Annotated in this window: 9 protein-coding genes; all 9 read right to left on the bottom strand. The window is 68.1% G+C overall.

Features of this window, described 5'->3' with window-relative positions; translation table 11 throughout:
- Positions 1-82: 82 nt before the first annotated feature.
- The 9 genes from ACOJTB_RS02995 to tssH all read right to left on the bottom strand — a co-directional run bounded on the left by ACOJTB_RS02995 (position 83) and on the right by tssH (position 15,565).
- Positions 83-2,017, bottom strand: coding sequence for a hypothetical protein (locus ACOJTB_RS02995; protein ID WP_420101032.1), 1,935 nt, complete (start codon positions 2,015-2,017; stop codon positions 83-85).
- A gap of 131 nt (positions 2,018-2,148) precedes the next feature.
- The gene (locus ACOJTB_RS02990; protein WP_420101031.1) at positions 2,149-2,460 is read right to left on the bottom strand and encodes a hypothetical protein; all 312 of its coding nucleotides are present in this window, start codon (positions 2,458-2,460) and stop codon (positions 2,149-2,151) included.
- Between the two features lie 204 nt (positions 2,461-2,664).
- Positions 2,665-9,024, bottom strand: coding sequence for a hypothetical protein (locus ACOJTB_RS02985; RefSeq protein WP_420101030.1), 6,360 nt, complete (start codon positions 9,022-9,024; stop codon positions 2,665-2,667).
- 556 nt (positions 9,025-9,580) lie between these two features.
- On the bottom strand, positions 9,581-9,898 hold the full coding sequence (locus ACOJTB_RS02980) for a hypothetical protein (protein ID WP_420101029.1): 318 nt from the start codon (positions 9,896-9,898) through the stop codon (positions 9,581-9,583).
- A gap of 89 nt (positions 9,899-9,987) precedes the next feature.
- Complete coding sequence (locus ACOJTB_RS02975; RefSeq protein ID WP_420101028.1) at positions 9,988-10,938, bottom strand: hypothetical protein; 951 nt, start codon at positions 10,936-10,938, stop codon at positions 9,988-9,990.
- Positions 10,928-11,359: a hypothetical protein gene (locus tag ACOJTB_RS02970; protein WP_420101027.1), complete on the bottom strand. Its 432-nt coding sequence runs from the start codon at positions 11,357-11,359 to the stop codon at positions 10,928-10,930. Before ACOJTB_RS02970 ends, ACOJTB_RS02975 begins: the two co-directional genes overlap by 11 nt.
- Before the next feature lie 37 nt (positions 11,360-11,396).
- On the bottom strand, positions 11,397-11,852 hold the full coding sequence (locus tag ACOJTB_RS02965) for a DUF4087 domain-containing protein (RefSeq protein WP_420101026.1): 456 nt from the start codon (positions 11,850-11,852) through the stop codon (positions 11,397-11,399).
- Positions 11,849-12,745, bottom strand: a complete 897-nt coding sequence (locus ACOJTB_RS02960; RefSeq protein ID WP_420101025.1) for a glycoside hydrolase family 19 protein — start codon at positions 12,743-12,745, stop codon at positions 11,849-11,851. Before ACOJTB_RS02960 ends, ACOJTB_RS02965 begins: the two co-directional genes overlap by 4 nt.
- Before the next feature lie 186 nt (positions 12,746-12,931).
- Positions 12,932-15,565, bottom strand: coding sequence for a type VI secretion system ATPase TssH (tssH, locus tag ACOJTB_RS02955; RefSeq protein WP_420101024.1), 2,634 nt, complete (start codon positions 15,563-15,565; stop codon positions 12,932-12,934).
- Positions 15,566-15,662 lie beyond the last annotated feature (97 nt).

Here is a 15,662-nt window from a genome sequence, read left to right as displayed (position 1 = left end):
CGCGCCGGACATGGCGAGACGCACGGATACGTCGCCTTCCCTGCCCCGAGCGGCTGCTCGATCTCAAGGCGCCGCCGCCCAATCACATGGTGAGGTTGATCGCCGGGCGGCTCGGCTGCGGAGCGGCCGGCGGCGCCGATTGCCGCGCCGGGGTGGCGGCGGGGGCCTGGCGCTGAGGCGCGGCGCGGGGGGCCACGGCGGCGCGCTCCCGCTCGCGGGCGCGGGGCTGGGCCCGCGGCGTGGGCGGCTCCTCCAGCGGGATGGCCGCGATGCAGGTCGTGCCGTCCTTTTTCTGGCCGGTTTCGCAGGCCAGCCTGCCGGTGCAGAGCGGTTCCTTGCGCGACTTCAGGAAATCGAGCGCCTCGGCGGTCAGCGGCACCAGCTTGCGCGAGCCATCGTCAATGTTGCGCTCGGCCGTGCGCAGCGCGACGCCGGTATTGGTGTTCATGTTGCCCTTGGTGGAGCCGCCATAGCAGCCCAGCCGCTTCAGCTCGACCTGCGCGGCGCGGATCTCATCGCGGGAGGACAGGGCGACGACCGGGGGTAGCGGCGCGGCGGCCGGCGGCGGATCCTGCAGCGAGGCGATGCGAGGCTGCTCGGCCGCCCCGTCCGATTTGGTCTCGGGCGGCAAATCGGCCTCGTCCAGCAGCGAGGCGCGCGAACGGTTGTCGCGCTCGATACGGCTGCGGGCCAGGCGCCGCTGCTCGTTCGTGAAGCCGCTGACCTCGTCGGCGATCAGACCGCTAAAGCCCTGCGCGGGCGGCTGGGCCTGGGCGTTCAAAGCGAGTTGCTGCTCGACCGTGCGGCCGCCCTCGGCGGCGCCGGGCTGAGCCGATGGCGCCTCAGCTGCGCGCCGGGCCTCGGCGAGCCGGGCGGCCTCGGCCTCCTGCTGCTTCTTCTGCTCGGCCTCGGCTGCCTGCTGTGCGGCGAGGCGCTCGTCCTCCTGGCGCTTGCGGAGCGCCGCCTCCTCCGCCAGCCGAACCTTCTCGGCCTCGGCGAGGCGGGCAGCCTCCTCCTTCTGGCGCTGCTCGGCCAGCTTCTTCTCCTCGGCCGCGCGCTGGGCGGCGAGACGCTTTTCGTCCTCCTCGCGCTTGCGCTGCGCAGCCTCGGCGGCGAGCCGGGCCTTTTCGGCCTCGGCGAGGCGAGCGGCCTCTTCCTTCTGGCGCTGCTCGGCCAGCTTCTTTTCCTCGGCCGCGCGCTGGGCGGCGAGGCGCTTTTCCTCGTCCTCACGCTTTCGCTGCGCGGCCTCGGCGGCGAGGCGCGCCTTCTCGGCCTCGGCGAGACGCGCCGCCTCCTCCTTCTGGCGCTGCTCTGCCAGCTTCTTTTCCTCGGCGGTGCGCTGAGCCGCGAGACGCTTCTCGTCCTCCTCGCGCTTGCGCTGCGTGGCTTCCTCCGCGACGCGAGCCTTTTCCGCTTCGGCGAGGCGGGCCGCCTCCTCTTTCTGCCTCAACTCTGCGAGGCGCTTGTCCTCGGCGGCGCGCTGGGCGGCGAGACGCTTCTCCTCCTCTTCGCGCTTGCGCTGTGCCGCCTCCTCCGCAAGCCGGGCCTTTTCGGCCTCGGCGAGGCGCATCGCCTCGTCTTTCTGGCGCTGCTCCGCGAGACGCCTCTCCTCGGCCGCGCGCTGAGCGGCCAGGGCCTGGCGCGCAGCCTCCTGCCGGACGGCCTCCTCCCTCGCCTGATCCTCGGCACGGCGGCGCTGCTCGTCGAGCAGAGCGGTGCGGATGCGCTCTTCCTCGGCCTGGCGGCGCTGCTGGGCGATCTCGGCCTGCTGGCGATCGCTGCGCTCGCGCTCCAACCGGCCCTCGATCGCCTGCTGGCGTGCCAGCTCGAAGCGCCTCCGCCGCTCGAGGCGCCAGGCTTCGGGCTGCGACGACATCGGCGTGAGCGCCTGCGCGCGATGGATCAGGATATGAGGGGCGACGGCGAGCGCCTCGGTGGCCGGGCGGCTGGCGACGGGCGCAGCCCATCCCCAACCCGACGCGGCACTGCAGCCGGCGACGAGCGCGAGACATGCCAAGGATGTCTGCGTCAATTTCACGAAACCGCGCCTTGTCGATGCGGATCAGAGCTTAACAAGCCGTGGCATGGGCCGCAACCGCGCGCCCGATCAGCCCAGCGCGCAGATGGGAGCGCGGCGAGCCGTCTTTCTCAGAACCCGTTCCCGACCGTGAGCCAGAACAGCCGATCCTGCGGCACCGCGCGCACGCGCACGACCCGGGCTTCGGAATAGACCTGCGGAGCCGGGCGCTGGCGGAAGCTAGCGGCCAAGGTCTCGGCATCGGGGCGCCGGGGCGGCAGAATCGTCACCACCAGATCGCCGGCGACGGGGCTCGCCGGGGCCTGCGCCATCAGTTCTGGCTCGAGCAGCGACGGAGAAGGCCCGATCGTCTCTGCCTGAGCGTTGCCAAGAACCAGCACCGTTGCGAGTGCGGCGAATACCATAGTCCGTCCAGCAGCCATGATGTCGCCTCCCAGCGATGTCGATCGACGATAGCACGAACCGCCGATCTGCCCAACGGTTCCGGCGCCCAGGCGCCGTTGCGAAAGCTTTGGGCTTAACGAAGTGTCACTACGGCAACCGCCGTCTCCGGCCGCGCTTTCGCGCGGCCCTGCTTCCGGACGGGCGCTGCGAAGAGCGCTCGCACCGAAATCCTCGACTCCGGCTCAGAACTGGGCCCTGAGTCCTGCATTGAGCGCCTTGCCCTCGATCTTCTGGCCGAAGCGAATGTCGCCGCGGATGAAGCCGAGCCAGGGCGAGTTCAGAACACGGAACTGAACGCCCGTGCCGAGCTGGCCGAAGGTTCCGACCCGGTCAGTCTGCACGTCGAAACGCTGATTGACCGAGTTGAAGACCGCCTGTCCTTCAGTCTTCTTCTCGAATTCCTTCCAGACCGATGCATGGGCGAAAGGCACGATGTAGAGACTATCCGTGAGCTGCACGACGGCACCCACATTCGCGCCGACGCGGCCGAGAACGCTCGTGGAGTCGTTGAACAACATGCCATCGCTCGTGCTCGTCGCGAAGGCGAGCGAGCTGAACCGGCTGGTGCCGCGCGAGATGCCGACGACCGGCTCAATGTACCAGTTGTCGAAGCTGAAGCGGTACTGGGCCTGCACGTTGTAGTTGATGCCCGAACCCGAGAGCTTGCTGTTCTGATTGACGAAGGTCGCCCCGGTGATCGGGTCGAAGGCCGAGAGCTTCGCGTCGTAGAGATCCTTGCGGACGTTCACCTCGAAGGTGAAGGGGCCGTTGGTCAGGAAGCTGTACAGGCCGAAGAAGGGAACATCGACCTCGCTCGAGACGCGGGTGAAGGACGGCGCGCCGCCGGCGACCGGCGACGGGCTGGACGACAGGCTCGAGCTCTTGGTGTGGACATAGCCGCCCATCACGCCGGCATTGATGTTCCAGCCGCTGTTGTTGATGTTGCAGACGCCGAGGTCGAACCCGCCCTGGATGCCGGAGAATTGCGACTGAGACTTCGACGAGCCGGTGAAGTCGCCGCCGCCACCGGTGGCGCCGCCGAGGCTCTTGCTGTCGATTGTCGTTTCGCCGCGATTCATACGAACGAAGGGGCCACCCATCAGCTGGTTCGGCGTGCAGCTGTCGGGACGCGAGACGATCGCCGAGGAGGGCTGGTGGAAGCCTGACTGCAGGCTGCTCAGCACGCCGTTGACGCCCGACATTACGCCCGAAACCGGACCCGAATTGAACTGCGACACCACCTGATAGGCGCCGCTGCCGGGGGAACTCTCGCGCAGGAAGTAGCCGAAGAAGCCGCGGCGGTCGATGAGGCCCTGGTTGACCTGCAGCGAGGAACCCGGGGCGACCGTCAGCACGTCGATCGGCGTCGTGAACGCCACCCGGCCATTGTTGACGATGTTGAAGGACAGCGCCGTCGAGCCGCTGGCGGCGCCGTTGACGATCACGCGGTCGGCGCGCTGGCCGGCATCGAGGCGCGAGAGGTCGAGATCGGAGCGGATGGTCGATCCTGCCGCACCGACATAATTGCCGTTGATGGTCAGCACGTCCGAGGTGCCGGCGCCGACGAGGTTGATCGAGCCGGTGCCCTGGTTGGTGAAGGTGCCGACCATCAGCGCGCGGCTGACGCCGGTATTCGTCACCACGGTGCCGGCATTGTTGAAGGCGCCTGCGGTGGCGAAGTTGCCCCCGGCGAGGTTGAAGCTGCCGCCCCCGAGATTGTTGAAGGTGCCGGTGGTGCCGGTGGTGTTGCCGGTGATGTTGAAGGCCCCGCTGTTCGTGACCGTGGCACTGTTCAGCACACCGGACAGGTTGACGGTGCCGGTGTTGCTCAGATCCGTCGTGACGTTGAGCACGCCCGAGGAGTTCAGCGTGCCGGAGTTGGCGAGGCGGCCGGCGTTCAGGGTGCCCGTGTTCGTGGTGGTGCCGGCGTTGGAATAGGTGCTCGTCGCAGTCGCGTTCAGCGTTCCGGAATTGCGCACCGTGGCGCCCGCGGCATTGTTGAAGTGCAGCGAGTTGATCGTGCCGGCATTAGTGAAGGTACCGGCCAGGTTCTCGATCGTCTGCGCGCCGAGGGTCGCTCCACTCGCGACATTCACGGCATTGGCCGAAGTCGAGCTGTTCGTCAGCGTGGCGATGCTGCCGAAGGCGAAGGCGCCGCCGAAGGCGAGCGTGCCGCTGCCGCTGTTGGTGAAGTTCTGATTGTTGTTGGAGAGGGCGCCGGACACCGAGAAGGCGCCGCTGTTGGCGACACCGTTCAGCGTGCCACTGGCATTGGTCGTCGCCTGATTGGTGAGGAGGCCCGACACCACGCCGCTGGTCGAGAACGTGCCACCGACGATCTGGGCGGCGCCGCTGATCGTGTTCGTGTTGATGAAGCTGCCGCCATTGTTCACCAGAGAAGCGACCGTGCCCGCATTCGTCGCGGTGCCGCTGTTGGTGAACGCGCCTGTCGCGGCGCCGGCCACGGCGTTGGAGAAGGTGCTGCTGTTGTTCACCGTGCCGGCAGTGCCGTTGTTGGTGAAGGTGCCGCCGTTGGTGACGCCGCCGACGCTGCCGTTGTTGGTGGTGGCCGCCTGGTTGCTGATGTCGCCGATCGTGCCGTTGTTGAACAGCGTGCCGGCGGTCACGGTCGTGCCGCCGCCGAAGGTGTTGACCGCGGTCAGGGTCAGCGTTCCGCCGTCCACCTTGGTCAGCGATCCGGCTCCGCTGATGACGCCGTTGATCTGCGTATTGCCCGCGCCCCCGACCGTCAGCGCCGAGCCGGCGTTGATGGTTCCGCCGATCGTCAGCAGCCCGGCATCGGACGCGATGCGCGCGGCGCTCTCCAGCACGATGGCGCCGTTCCAGCCATTGGTGCCGGAAACGTTGCGCAGGGCACCCCCGTTGCCGACGCCATCGCCGTTCAGGAACAGCTTTTCATTGGCGACGGTGAAGTTTCCGGCCGCGCCGGTCTCCAGCTCCAAGGCCGCACCATTGCGCACGCGGGTGGCATCGGCGTCGGCACCGGTTCCGGCGCCGAGCGACGTCGCGGTGCGGATCGTCAGCACACCACCCTGGATATCCGTCAAACCGTCATAGATGTTACCGGCGCCAACGCCGGTGTCGAGCACGAGACGTCCGTTTCCGAACTTGTCGAGGCCGATATTGGCTGCCGACGTCACCTGCGACTGGATCGTCGCGGTCAAGCCCGCATCGACATTGATGAAGCTCGCCGCGGCGTTGCCGCCGGCAACGTTGTTGCCGGTCATGTTCAGGGAACCGCCGGTCAGGGTGTAGCCGGTGGTGGTGAACTGCAGTCCCTGGAAGCTCTGCGCGCCGGTGACCGTCACGGTTCCGGCCGTGCCGCCAAACACGCCGACTTCGCTGCGCCAGCTGTCATTGATCACGCCGCCGGGCGTAACCGTCCAGTTCGTCGAAGCGCCGCTGAAGGTCGCCGTGCCGCCACCGGCGCCCGCCGTTCCCCCGACAGTGTCTGCCCCGTCCCAGAACTGGACCAACTGCGTGCCATTGCGCAGCAGCAGGTTGACCTGGTTCGGCAGCGCCGGGTTGGTGATGGTGTAGATCGTGCCGGTCGCGCCGCCGGCCGTCGTCAGCACAAAATTCGCAGGGACGCCGGTAATCGTGCCGTTGACGTTGAACAGGCGATAATAGCCCGACACGGCAGGCCCGACCTGCAGGTTGGCGCCGGCCTGAACGGTGAGGTTGCCGCCGACAGAGACGAGATCGTTGCCGGTGGCGCCCGTGCCGCCGATCTGCTGGCTGGTGTTGAGATTGAAGATGCTGGTGGAGCCGGTCGCGAGCGTCAGAGCGCCGTTGACCGTCAGCGTGCCGGCCTCCGTGGCTGCAGTGTCGCCCGTGTCGCCCGGGCGCAAAGTGGCGCCGTTCTGAACGGTGACAGCCCCGCCGATCGTGCCGCTGCCTTGCAGGGTTGCCGTATTGCCGACAGTGACGCCACCGGCGAGGGTGCCGTTGACCTCGAGCCGGCCGAGTTCGTTCACGACCACGGTCGCGGAGTTGCCTGCGCTGTCGCCGAAGGTCGCGCCGGCGCCGATCACCAGGGCGGTCGCCGCACCGGCGCCCGCGGGGTTGATGTTGGCCGTGCCGAGGAACTGACTGCCGACGCCGTTCGTACCCGAGAGGGTCGTGGTGCCGGTGCCGGAGAAGGTCAGGATGCCGTTGGCCGCGCTGGTGACGGCACCGCTGAGGGTCAGCGCATTGCCGCCATTGGCGATCAGCGCGTCGGTTGCGGCGCCGGCGTCGAGCGCGATCGTGTTGGCGATCGACTGGGTGGCGGAGCCCGAGGTCAGCTGCGAGAAATTGAACAGGTTGATCGTGCCGTTGCCGGTGACGTTGCCGCCGACGGTGACGCCGTTGCGGTTCACGGCGCTGGTACCGGCATTGATGTTGATCACGCCGAGATTGTCGATGACCTGGTTGGTCGTGCTCGACAACGTGGCGTTGCTGGGGCCGGGACCGTTGAAGTTGATGATGCCGGTCGCGGTGTTGTTGATGTTGCCGGCATCGGTGACGATGCCGTTCTGGCCGACATTGATGGTGGCGCTGTTGGTCAGCGTGTTGCCGGTGCCCTGCAGGGTCGAGCCGGTGCCGACGTTGATGACGTTGCTGCCGGTATTGTTGATCGTCGCGGCCGAGAAGGTCCGGCCGGCGCCGATCGTCAGGGCGCCCGAGCCGCTCAAGGTGAGCACGCCGATGCCGGTAACGTCCGAGGTCCCGACGCTCAGCGTCGTGCCGGCGGCGAGGCCCAGGTCGAGCGCGAAGGCGTTGCCGGTCAATCCCCCGGTCAGAGCGAGCGAGCCGGCATCGACGTTGATCCGGGACGCCGAGGCGAGGAGAACCGCGCCGCCCCAGCTGTTGGCGCCGGAGACGCTGCGCAACGCTCCGTCATTGGCCACACCGGTGCCGTTCAGCACGAGGGCTTCAGAGGCGATGGCGATCCCGCCCTGGATCTGCAGGGCGGCACCCGCCGACACGCTCGTGCCGCCGGCCGCACTGCCGAGCGCGGCGGCGTTCTGTAGATTCAGGACGCCAGCCGAGACGACCGTGGCCCCGGTATAGCTGTTCGCGCCGGTCAAGGTGAGCGTGCCCGCGCCGGTCTTCGAGACTGCTCCGGCGCCGGTCAGCGAAGCCGCCAGCGTCTGGTTGTTGCCCGTATCCTGGAAGAGCGCCAGCGTCGCGCCGGCATTCGTATCAATGTTGCCCTGGAAGCTGGCGCCGGTGTTCAGCGTCAGCGTATTGGTGCCGCTGGTGAAAGAGACGGCGTCGGCGCGGGCCCCGCCGCCGCCGGCCAAGCCGCCATTGATCGCGCCCGCGGTCGTGATGGTCAAGCCGCTGCCGGTGATGCCGGCGCCGCCGGCTCCCACCGCCCCTGCAGAGGCTCCTCCAGAAGCCGTGCCGCCCGTGCCGCCCGTGCCGCCCTGGACGGTCACGCCGGCGGTGACCGTAATCGTGCCGCCAGCCGCGAAATCGATACCGGCCCCGCCGCCGCCGCCACCGCCGCCGGCCCCGAACACCGCGCCGGCATTGCCGCCATTGCCGCCATTGCCGCCGGTTACATTCTGGCTCAGCGTGACATTGGTCGCTGCGCCGCCGAAGACGAGACCAGAGCCGCCGCCACCGGCGCCGCCACCGTCGCCGGTATTGGCGCTGGAGGAACCGCCATTGCCGCCATTGCCGCCCGTGATCGTCGGCCCACCTGTGATCACGATGCCGGAAGCGCCATTCTGCAGCAGAACGCCGAGACCGCCGCCGCCACCGCCGCCACCGACGCCGACGCTGCCCCCGCCCGTGCTGGTGACATTGCCGCCATTACCGCCGTTACCGCCCGTTCCGGAGGTGCCTGCAGCCCATGTCGGAGCAGCACCTGTGACGACCAGACCGAAGCCACCGGCGCCGCCGCCGCCGGCGTCGCCCACCCCTCCAGCCCCACCGACAGCGTTGCCACCGGCGCCGCCATTTCCACCCGTCGACGTACCGGCGGCGTTGGCGGAGACAGCGCCATGGGCACCGCCGCCGCCGCCACCGGCACCGCTGTTCGTGGCCGAGCTATCTCCGCCGACGGTGCCGTTGCCACCGGCAGCAGCCGCGCCAGCGCCGCCAGCGCCGGGGCTGGCACCAGAGCCAGCACCACCCGCACCGCCGGTCGCGCCAGCGCCGCCACCGGCGCCGCTGCTCGTCCCGATCGCCGAGCCGCCGGCCGTCCCCGCACCCGTCGCCTGCGAGGCACCGCCGGCATTTCCACCGCCGCCGCCCGCGCCGTTGCCGCCGCCACCGAGAGAGGAACCGCCAGCACCGGCGCCACCGCTCCCGCTGCCCGCACCCGTTCCGTTGCTGTTGACGCCCCCTGCTCCACCATTGGCGAGAGCGAGATTTGTTCCGGCGACGCCGAGCAGTCCCATGACGACGCCAGCCGCCAGGGCCGTGCTGCGCAGCAGATGAGTACGCGCGCCGAGCCTCGGCACCGCACGATCGCTCGCAGAAGCGAGGTCACGATCAGCCGCCGCGCGGATCACCTGGTTCGTCATGCGCCACCTTCACCTACCGCAGCGCCGATCGGATTATCGGCGAGCAAATCACTACCATGGCGAGCCATACCGTTCCGTCACCGGCCCGGCAATCGCCATTGCGCCACAGTTAGGACATGGTCATGTCACGAGAGCAACATCACGGGCAATCGACCTCGGCGGCCGAGGCCTCATCCGGCCGGCCGCCCACACCCTTTCGCAAGCGGCGAGCATCTCTGCCGCCGCAGGGCGTAAACGGTCGCAAGTCTTTGATTCAAATGCCTTCGAGCTGTTTTGGGAGATGCAGGCCGGCTGCACGCACGGCGCGAAACCGGCCTGCTTACGCTTACCTTAACGACATGATTTTTCGGCAGCGTTGCAGCGCTGCATCATCGTCGATCGCTCGAAAGCCTCTTTTGCTATCGGTCTAGCGAAGGCGAACGACCCGCGCGCACACTGGCCGTTGCGGCTCTGACGCCTGGTTACCAAGCAACACCGCCGGTCTAACGAGGGGGCGCAGTCCGCCCATCTTGCGTAAAGACAAGGCTAAACGGGGTCGTCGCGCGGTTTACTGCGATCAATCTTCGGCGATGAACAACGTGCCCCAATCCTCCGGCCAGAGTTCCTCCGGATCGAGGACGACCACGGGCAGCTTGAGGTCGTTGGCGAGCTTGATCGCCGATTGAATCGCTTCCTTGCCCGGCATGGGCTGGCTGGTGAAGTCTTTCGGCAGGCGCCCGCCTGTGGCGGCGGCCGGGCAGTGGACGACGCCGTGCAGCGCGCCGTCCTGCGCCGACAGCGCGAGGGTCAGAGCGTCGGTCTGGAACGAATCGACCTTCTCGAATTCGTTCTGGACGGGGCGTGCGCCGCGCTCGACCGGCATGTCGATCTTCATCCCGCTGCTCCCCGCTCCGCCATCGCAAACCGATCGTCGGCCGAAGCTATCGACGTGCCGCCAGAGAATCAATCGGCCTGAGGCTTCGGTCAGCGCGGGCCGCCGACGCAGACCAGCGAATCGACCCCGATCATGCCGCGATGCCTGAAGGCCTCGGTGTCCTCCGGCTTCTCGGCGAAGAAGACCTGCTCTGTGCCATAGCTCGCCGCGACGCCCGCGACGATGCCGACCACGATCAGCCCGACGCCCGTGGCGCCGAGCATCACGGCGAGCCCGACCGCGGCGGCGCTCGCGGCCGTGCTCGCGGCGGTGGTGGCCGCCGCTCGCTTCACCACCATGGGCCGCTGCGCGGGCGTCGCCTCATAGATCTCGTATCCCGTCACCAGCGCGCCGCCGACGATCAGCACCGCGCCGCCGCCGCGCAGCACCCGCGCGGCACGGGCCGCGCGTGCCGTCACCTGCGCATTCGGCCGATCGACCGAGTTCAGGATCGCCTTGACGGCATCGTCGCCTGTGCGCCCATATTTCTGCAGCTGCCGCGCTTCCAGATTGCTCATGGAGCGGCCGCCCCAGCCATATTCGCGGATGTCGCGCAGTTCGGCTCCGAGCATCGCGCCCGGGCCCATCGGGATGCGGTAGAGCCGCGCGACGCGAAGGCGCTGGCCCCGCGCCCAGTCGACGAAGCTGCGCATCGCGGCGGGGTCGTTGAGGCGCGGGCCGAGTTCCGCCTGCCGCCGTGCGATGGTGGCGGCGACGCGCTCCAGCTCGGCATAATAGCCATTGCGGATGGGCATCATCACCGAGCCCATATAGGTCTCGCCGAAGCCGGCGCCGAGCGTGCCGCCGCCGAGGAAATCCAGCGTCCGAAGCGCTTCGGCTTCCGAACGCGCGATGACAGGGAGGTTGCCGGCCTCGCTCGTGCAGCCGGGAAAGCGCGAGAAGGGCAGGCACCGGACATCGGCCGCAAGATCGCAGCCCCCGCCGGCCAGCTGTGCCGCCAGCAGCACGTCCTGCGCCGACATCACGCTGTCAGAGGGCATCGCTCACCTCGTCACGCTCCCGTACCGGCTCGCGCGGCAGCCCCGCGAGATCGGCCTCGATATCCTGCCGCCGCCAGATCCCGCTGGCGAAGTGATGCCCCGCCAGCAGGCCGAAGAGGCGGCGCCGGGCCAGCCGCTTCGGCGGGACCGCGAGCCTTACCGTCGCGATGCGCCCGCTCTCGATCAGCCCGGCGGCGAGCGCGGGATTGATCACCGAAAGGGCCGCCCCGGCGTCGCTCGCCAGCACCAGCGCATCCTGCCCCACCAGCAGGCAGACGCAAGCGTCGTCATTCGCCATCAGCACGTCGCCGGCCCGCAGGACCAGCGCGGCATCGACATCGGCGACCCGCAGCCCGGCGACGACGCCCCTGAGCCCCCCGGCGGACGCACTCCCCTCCTCGTGCCGTTCGAACGCGCTCAATTCTCTCCTCTCCGACCCGGCCATGCGGAGGCATGCTCTACTTCAACGAGGCCTCGATTCCACGCAGTGTCTTGTCGCCCCGGCAGATCGCAAGCGGCCTGCCCTTGCCGGAGATGATGCGCAGGACGTTGTTCTCCGCCTTGTCGACGACCACACGCAGGCAGGCACAGCCATAGCCGTAACTGCCCCGGCCGGTCGCGGCATAGCCGCCGGGCGGGAATTTCGGCGGCCAGTCTCCTTCGGCCTGGTGGCCGCCCTGCACGGCGATGGTCCATTCACCGTCCTTGTCGTAGAGGCTGGCATTGGCGGGGCTGGGGTTGGAGAACCAGCCGCAGCGCAGCTCGCCTTCCGCAGCACCGGCCACGGACGCGCCAGCCAGGGCCAGACCGGCCATGACAGAACCGGCCATGACAGAACCGGCAAACAGGCGGCGGCTCGCCGATGCTCGCGTCATGTTGCGGCTTTCCTTTTCTCCTGGCCGATCCTGCTTCATGGCGCCACGCGGGCCTTGAGCAGGATCGCCTCGAATTTTTGTGCGATCGCCGCGATATCGGCGGCATGGTCCGATCCATTCACCATGCGGCGCGCGTGGATGTAATCGGTCTTCGTGTGGGTGAAATAGTCACTGAATTTGCGCCCGTTCGCGAAGCCAAAGCCCGTCACCATGCCGTGAGACATGATGGTGTAGGCCGTCTGCGGCTCCTTCACCAGGTCGGGATTGGTCAGCAGGCTCAGCCCCTTGCCGACCGCCGCGCCGGCCTTGGCATAGTTCGACCACCAGGTCAGCTGGACATAGCCACGGCCGAAATAGGCATGTTCATCCCCCTCGGCCTCTTCATAGACCTTGCTGGCAGGGCCACCATCGACGGTTCCCATCTTGGCCTTCTTGGTCAGGTTGGTGATCGCACCCGTGGGAGAAACGGAAAATCGGTCTCCGTCCTGTTCGGTGATCTCAGCGTCGCCGGTGAGAGTGAGCTTCACCTTGACCGGCTCGTGGTAGTTCCGACCCTTGCCGAAGCCGACCTCAGCGACCGGCGACATCGTCATCAGCCAGCGCCGCCGCTTGAGCAGGACCGGCTTGCCATCCTTTCCGACCAGCGGCTTGCCCTTCTTGTTGTGGGCCTGGACGAGCGTGGTTACGGGAGATGTCGTTTCCCACATCACCGTGGCAAGCATATAGGCGGCCCAGCGAATGTCGGTGATGGTCCGGTCGCGCTCGATCATGCCGAGCAGATCGATCATCGGGATCATCGCATTCGCATTGAAGCGCCCGGATTTGCCGAAGGCGGCCATGAAGCCCGCCGTGAACTCGAACCGGTCGAATTGCCCCAGATGCTGATATTTCGTGATCGGGCCGTTCACGGCCTGGCTGTCGGTCGCATCCATCGCAGCGGTCCTTCCCCTTGTGTCGCCGCTCGCACGCGCATCTGGACAAAAATGCAACGTCGGCGGCTGGCTAGGCGTGCCTCGGCCCGCGGGTCCTGCCGCGGGAGCGATCTCATCCTTCTATAAGCGCAACATGACGCAGGGACGGCGGGGCGCGGGAGCGCCCCGCGCGACGCCTCGGCGACCTCAGGCAACCTCATAGGCAAATTCGCCATCGGCGACCGACACCTTCGCCACCTTGACCTCTTCCTTGGCGATCTGGCGCGAGAGGATGCCGCGCGAGAGGGCCGGCAGGATCGAGTTGGTGACGATGTTGTCGATCATGCGGCCGCCCGATGCCGGGTCGTTGCAGAGCGAGACGATCTTCTCCACCACCGCATCGTCATAGACGAACTCGGCCCTGTGGTTCTCGCGCAGCCGCTTGGCGATGCGGGCGAGATTGAGCCTGACGATGCCGGACAGCATGTCCGGCGAGAGCGGCAGGTAAGGAATCGTCACGATGCGCCCGAGCAGGGCCGGCGGGAACACCTTGAGCAGATCGGGCTTCAGCGCCGCGGCCAGCGCCTCGCCGTCCTCGGCGTAGTTCGGATCCTGCGCGAGCATCATGATCGTGTCGGTGCCGACATTCGAGGTCAGGATGATCAGCGTGTTCTTGAAGTCGATGCGGCGGCCGGTGCCGTCCTCCATCACGCCCTTGTCGAAGACCTGGAAGAACAGCTCGTGGACGTCCGGATGGGCCTTCTCGACCTCGTCGAGCAGAACCACCGAATAGGGCCGCCGGCGCACCGCCTCCGTCAGCCGGCCGCCCTCGCCATAGCCGACATAGCCGGGAGGCGCGCCCTTGAGCGTCGAGACCGTATGGGCCTCCTGAAACTCGCTCATATTGATGGTGATGACGTTCTGCTCGCCGCCATAGAGCGCTTCGGCGAGGGTCAGCGCCGTCTCGGTCTTGCCGACACCGGAGGGGCCGCAGAGCATGAAGACGCCGATCGGCTTGTTGGGATTGTCCAGCTTGGCGCGGTTGGTCTCGATGCGCTTGGCGATCATCGTCAGGCCATGCGACTGGCCGACCACGCGCTGATTCAGGATCGAAGGCAGGTTGAGAATGGTCTCGATCTCGTCGGCGACCATGCGGCCCACGGGGATGCCGGTCCAGTCCGACACCACCGAGGCCACAGCCTGCTCGTCGACATAGGGGTAAATGGTGCGCCGGTCGGGCTCGACGGTGCCGAGCTCGTCGATCTTGCCGCGCAGTTCGCCGCGCTTCTCCTCCACCGCCTCGCCGGCCTCGGGCAGCGAGGCCCGCAGCTCGAGGATCTCCTTGACGATGGCGTCCTCGCGCTCCCAATCGGCCTGAAGCGCTTTGAGCTTGCCATGGAGCGCCGCCGTCTCGGTCTCGATCTCGGCCAAGCGCTCGGAGCCGTCTGCGCCGAGATCGCGATCGGCGGTCAGTGCGGCCTTTTCGGCCTCCAGCGAGGCGATGGCGGCTTTCGCATCCTCGATCGCGGCCGGCGTCGTGGTCTGGCTGATCGCCACACGGGCGCAGGCGGTGTCGAGCAGGCTCACCGCCTTGTCGGGCAGCTGCCGGGCGGGGATGTAGCGCATCGACATCACCACTGCCGCGACCACGGCGGAATCGGCGATCTTGACCTTGTGGTGCTTCTCCATCGGGCCGATCAGCCCGCGCAGCATGTCGCAGGCGCGGCGCACATCCGGCTCGTCGACATGGATGGGCTGGAAGCGGCGGGTCAGCGCCGGGTCCTTCTCGATATGCTGGCGGTACTCGGCCCAGGTCGTGGCGGCGATGGTGCGCAGCGTGCCGCGGGCGAGCGCCGGCTTCAGCAGATTGGCCGCGTCGCCGGTGCCGGCCGCACCGCCCGCGCCGATCAGCGTATGTGCCTCGTCGATGAACAGGATGATCGGCGTCGGCGAACCCTGCACCTCGTCGATCACGGCGCGCAGGCGCTGCTCGAATTCACCCTTCATCGAGGCGCCGGCCTGCATCAGCCCAACATCGAGCACGCAGAGCCGCACGCCCTGCAGCGGGGGCGGCACCTGGCCTGCCGCGATGCGCTGCGCGAAGCCCTCAACCACCGCCGTCTTGCCGACGCCCGCCTCGCCGGTGAGGATCGGATTGTTCTGACGCCGGCGCATCAGCACGTCGATCAGCTGCCGGATTTCGTCGTCGCGGCCGAGGATCGGGTCCATCTCTCCGGAGGCGGCCTTGGCGGTGAGATCCTGCGAGAACCTGTCGAGCGCGGTCTGTCCCTTGGGGCCGGCGGCGGCGCCGTCGCCCGCAGCGGGGGAGGACAGGCCGGAGCCGTCCATCGGCTGGAGGTTCTCCTCGTCCGAGCCCGCCCAGATGCGGCGATGCTCGGCCGCGAGCGTATCCATGTTGATCTTGCCAAATTCCGGCGAGACGGCGAGGAAGGCGCGGCGCAGCTCCAGGGTCTTGAAGCCCGCCAGCAGCAGATGCCCCGAGCGGATCTGCGTCTCGCCGAAGAAGAGCGTGGCGTAGTGCCAGCCCCGATCGAGCAGATCGACCATCGTGTTCGAGACGCCGGGCATCTCGGTCTCGTTCTTGCGCAGCCCGTCCACGACCCGCGCGATCTCGGCCGACACCTTCGCTCTTTCGATCTTGAAATGATCGAGCGTGCGCGAGAGGTCGTTGCGATCCGACTGCGCGATCTGGCCGAGCCAATGCGCCAGTTCGAGATTGCGATTGCCCGCCATCTTCGCCTGGCGCAGAGCCTTCATGAAGGCGTCGTAGCCGACCCGGTTGAGCTTGCCGGCGACTGTCTCAAGACTGATATCGGCCATGTTACTGCCCCCGTCCCTCACCCGATCGATCGGCGCCCTCGCGGCGCGCCGGCCCCAAAGCCATTCCCGACATCGGCGCCCGCTGCACCCGGCAGCG

The organism is Allobosea sp. (genome assembly GCF_048595345.1).
In the GTDB taxonomy this organism is placed as follows: domain Bacteria; phylum Pseudomonadota; class Alphaproteobacteria; order Rhizobiales; family Beijerinckiaceae; genus Allobosea.
The sequence above is the reverse complement of the archived record's forward strand: the minus strand, read 5'-3'. Positions and strand labels throughout refer to the sequence as shown.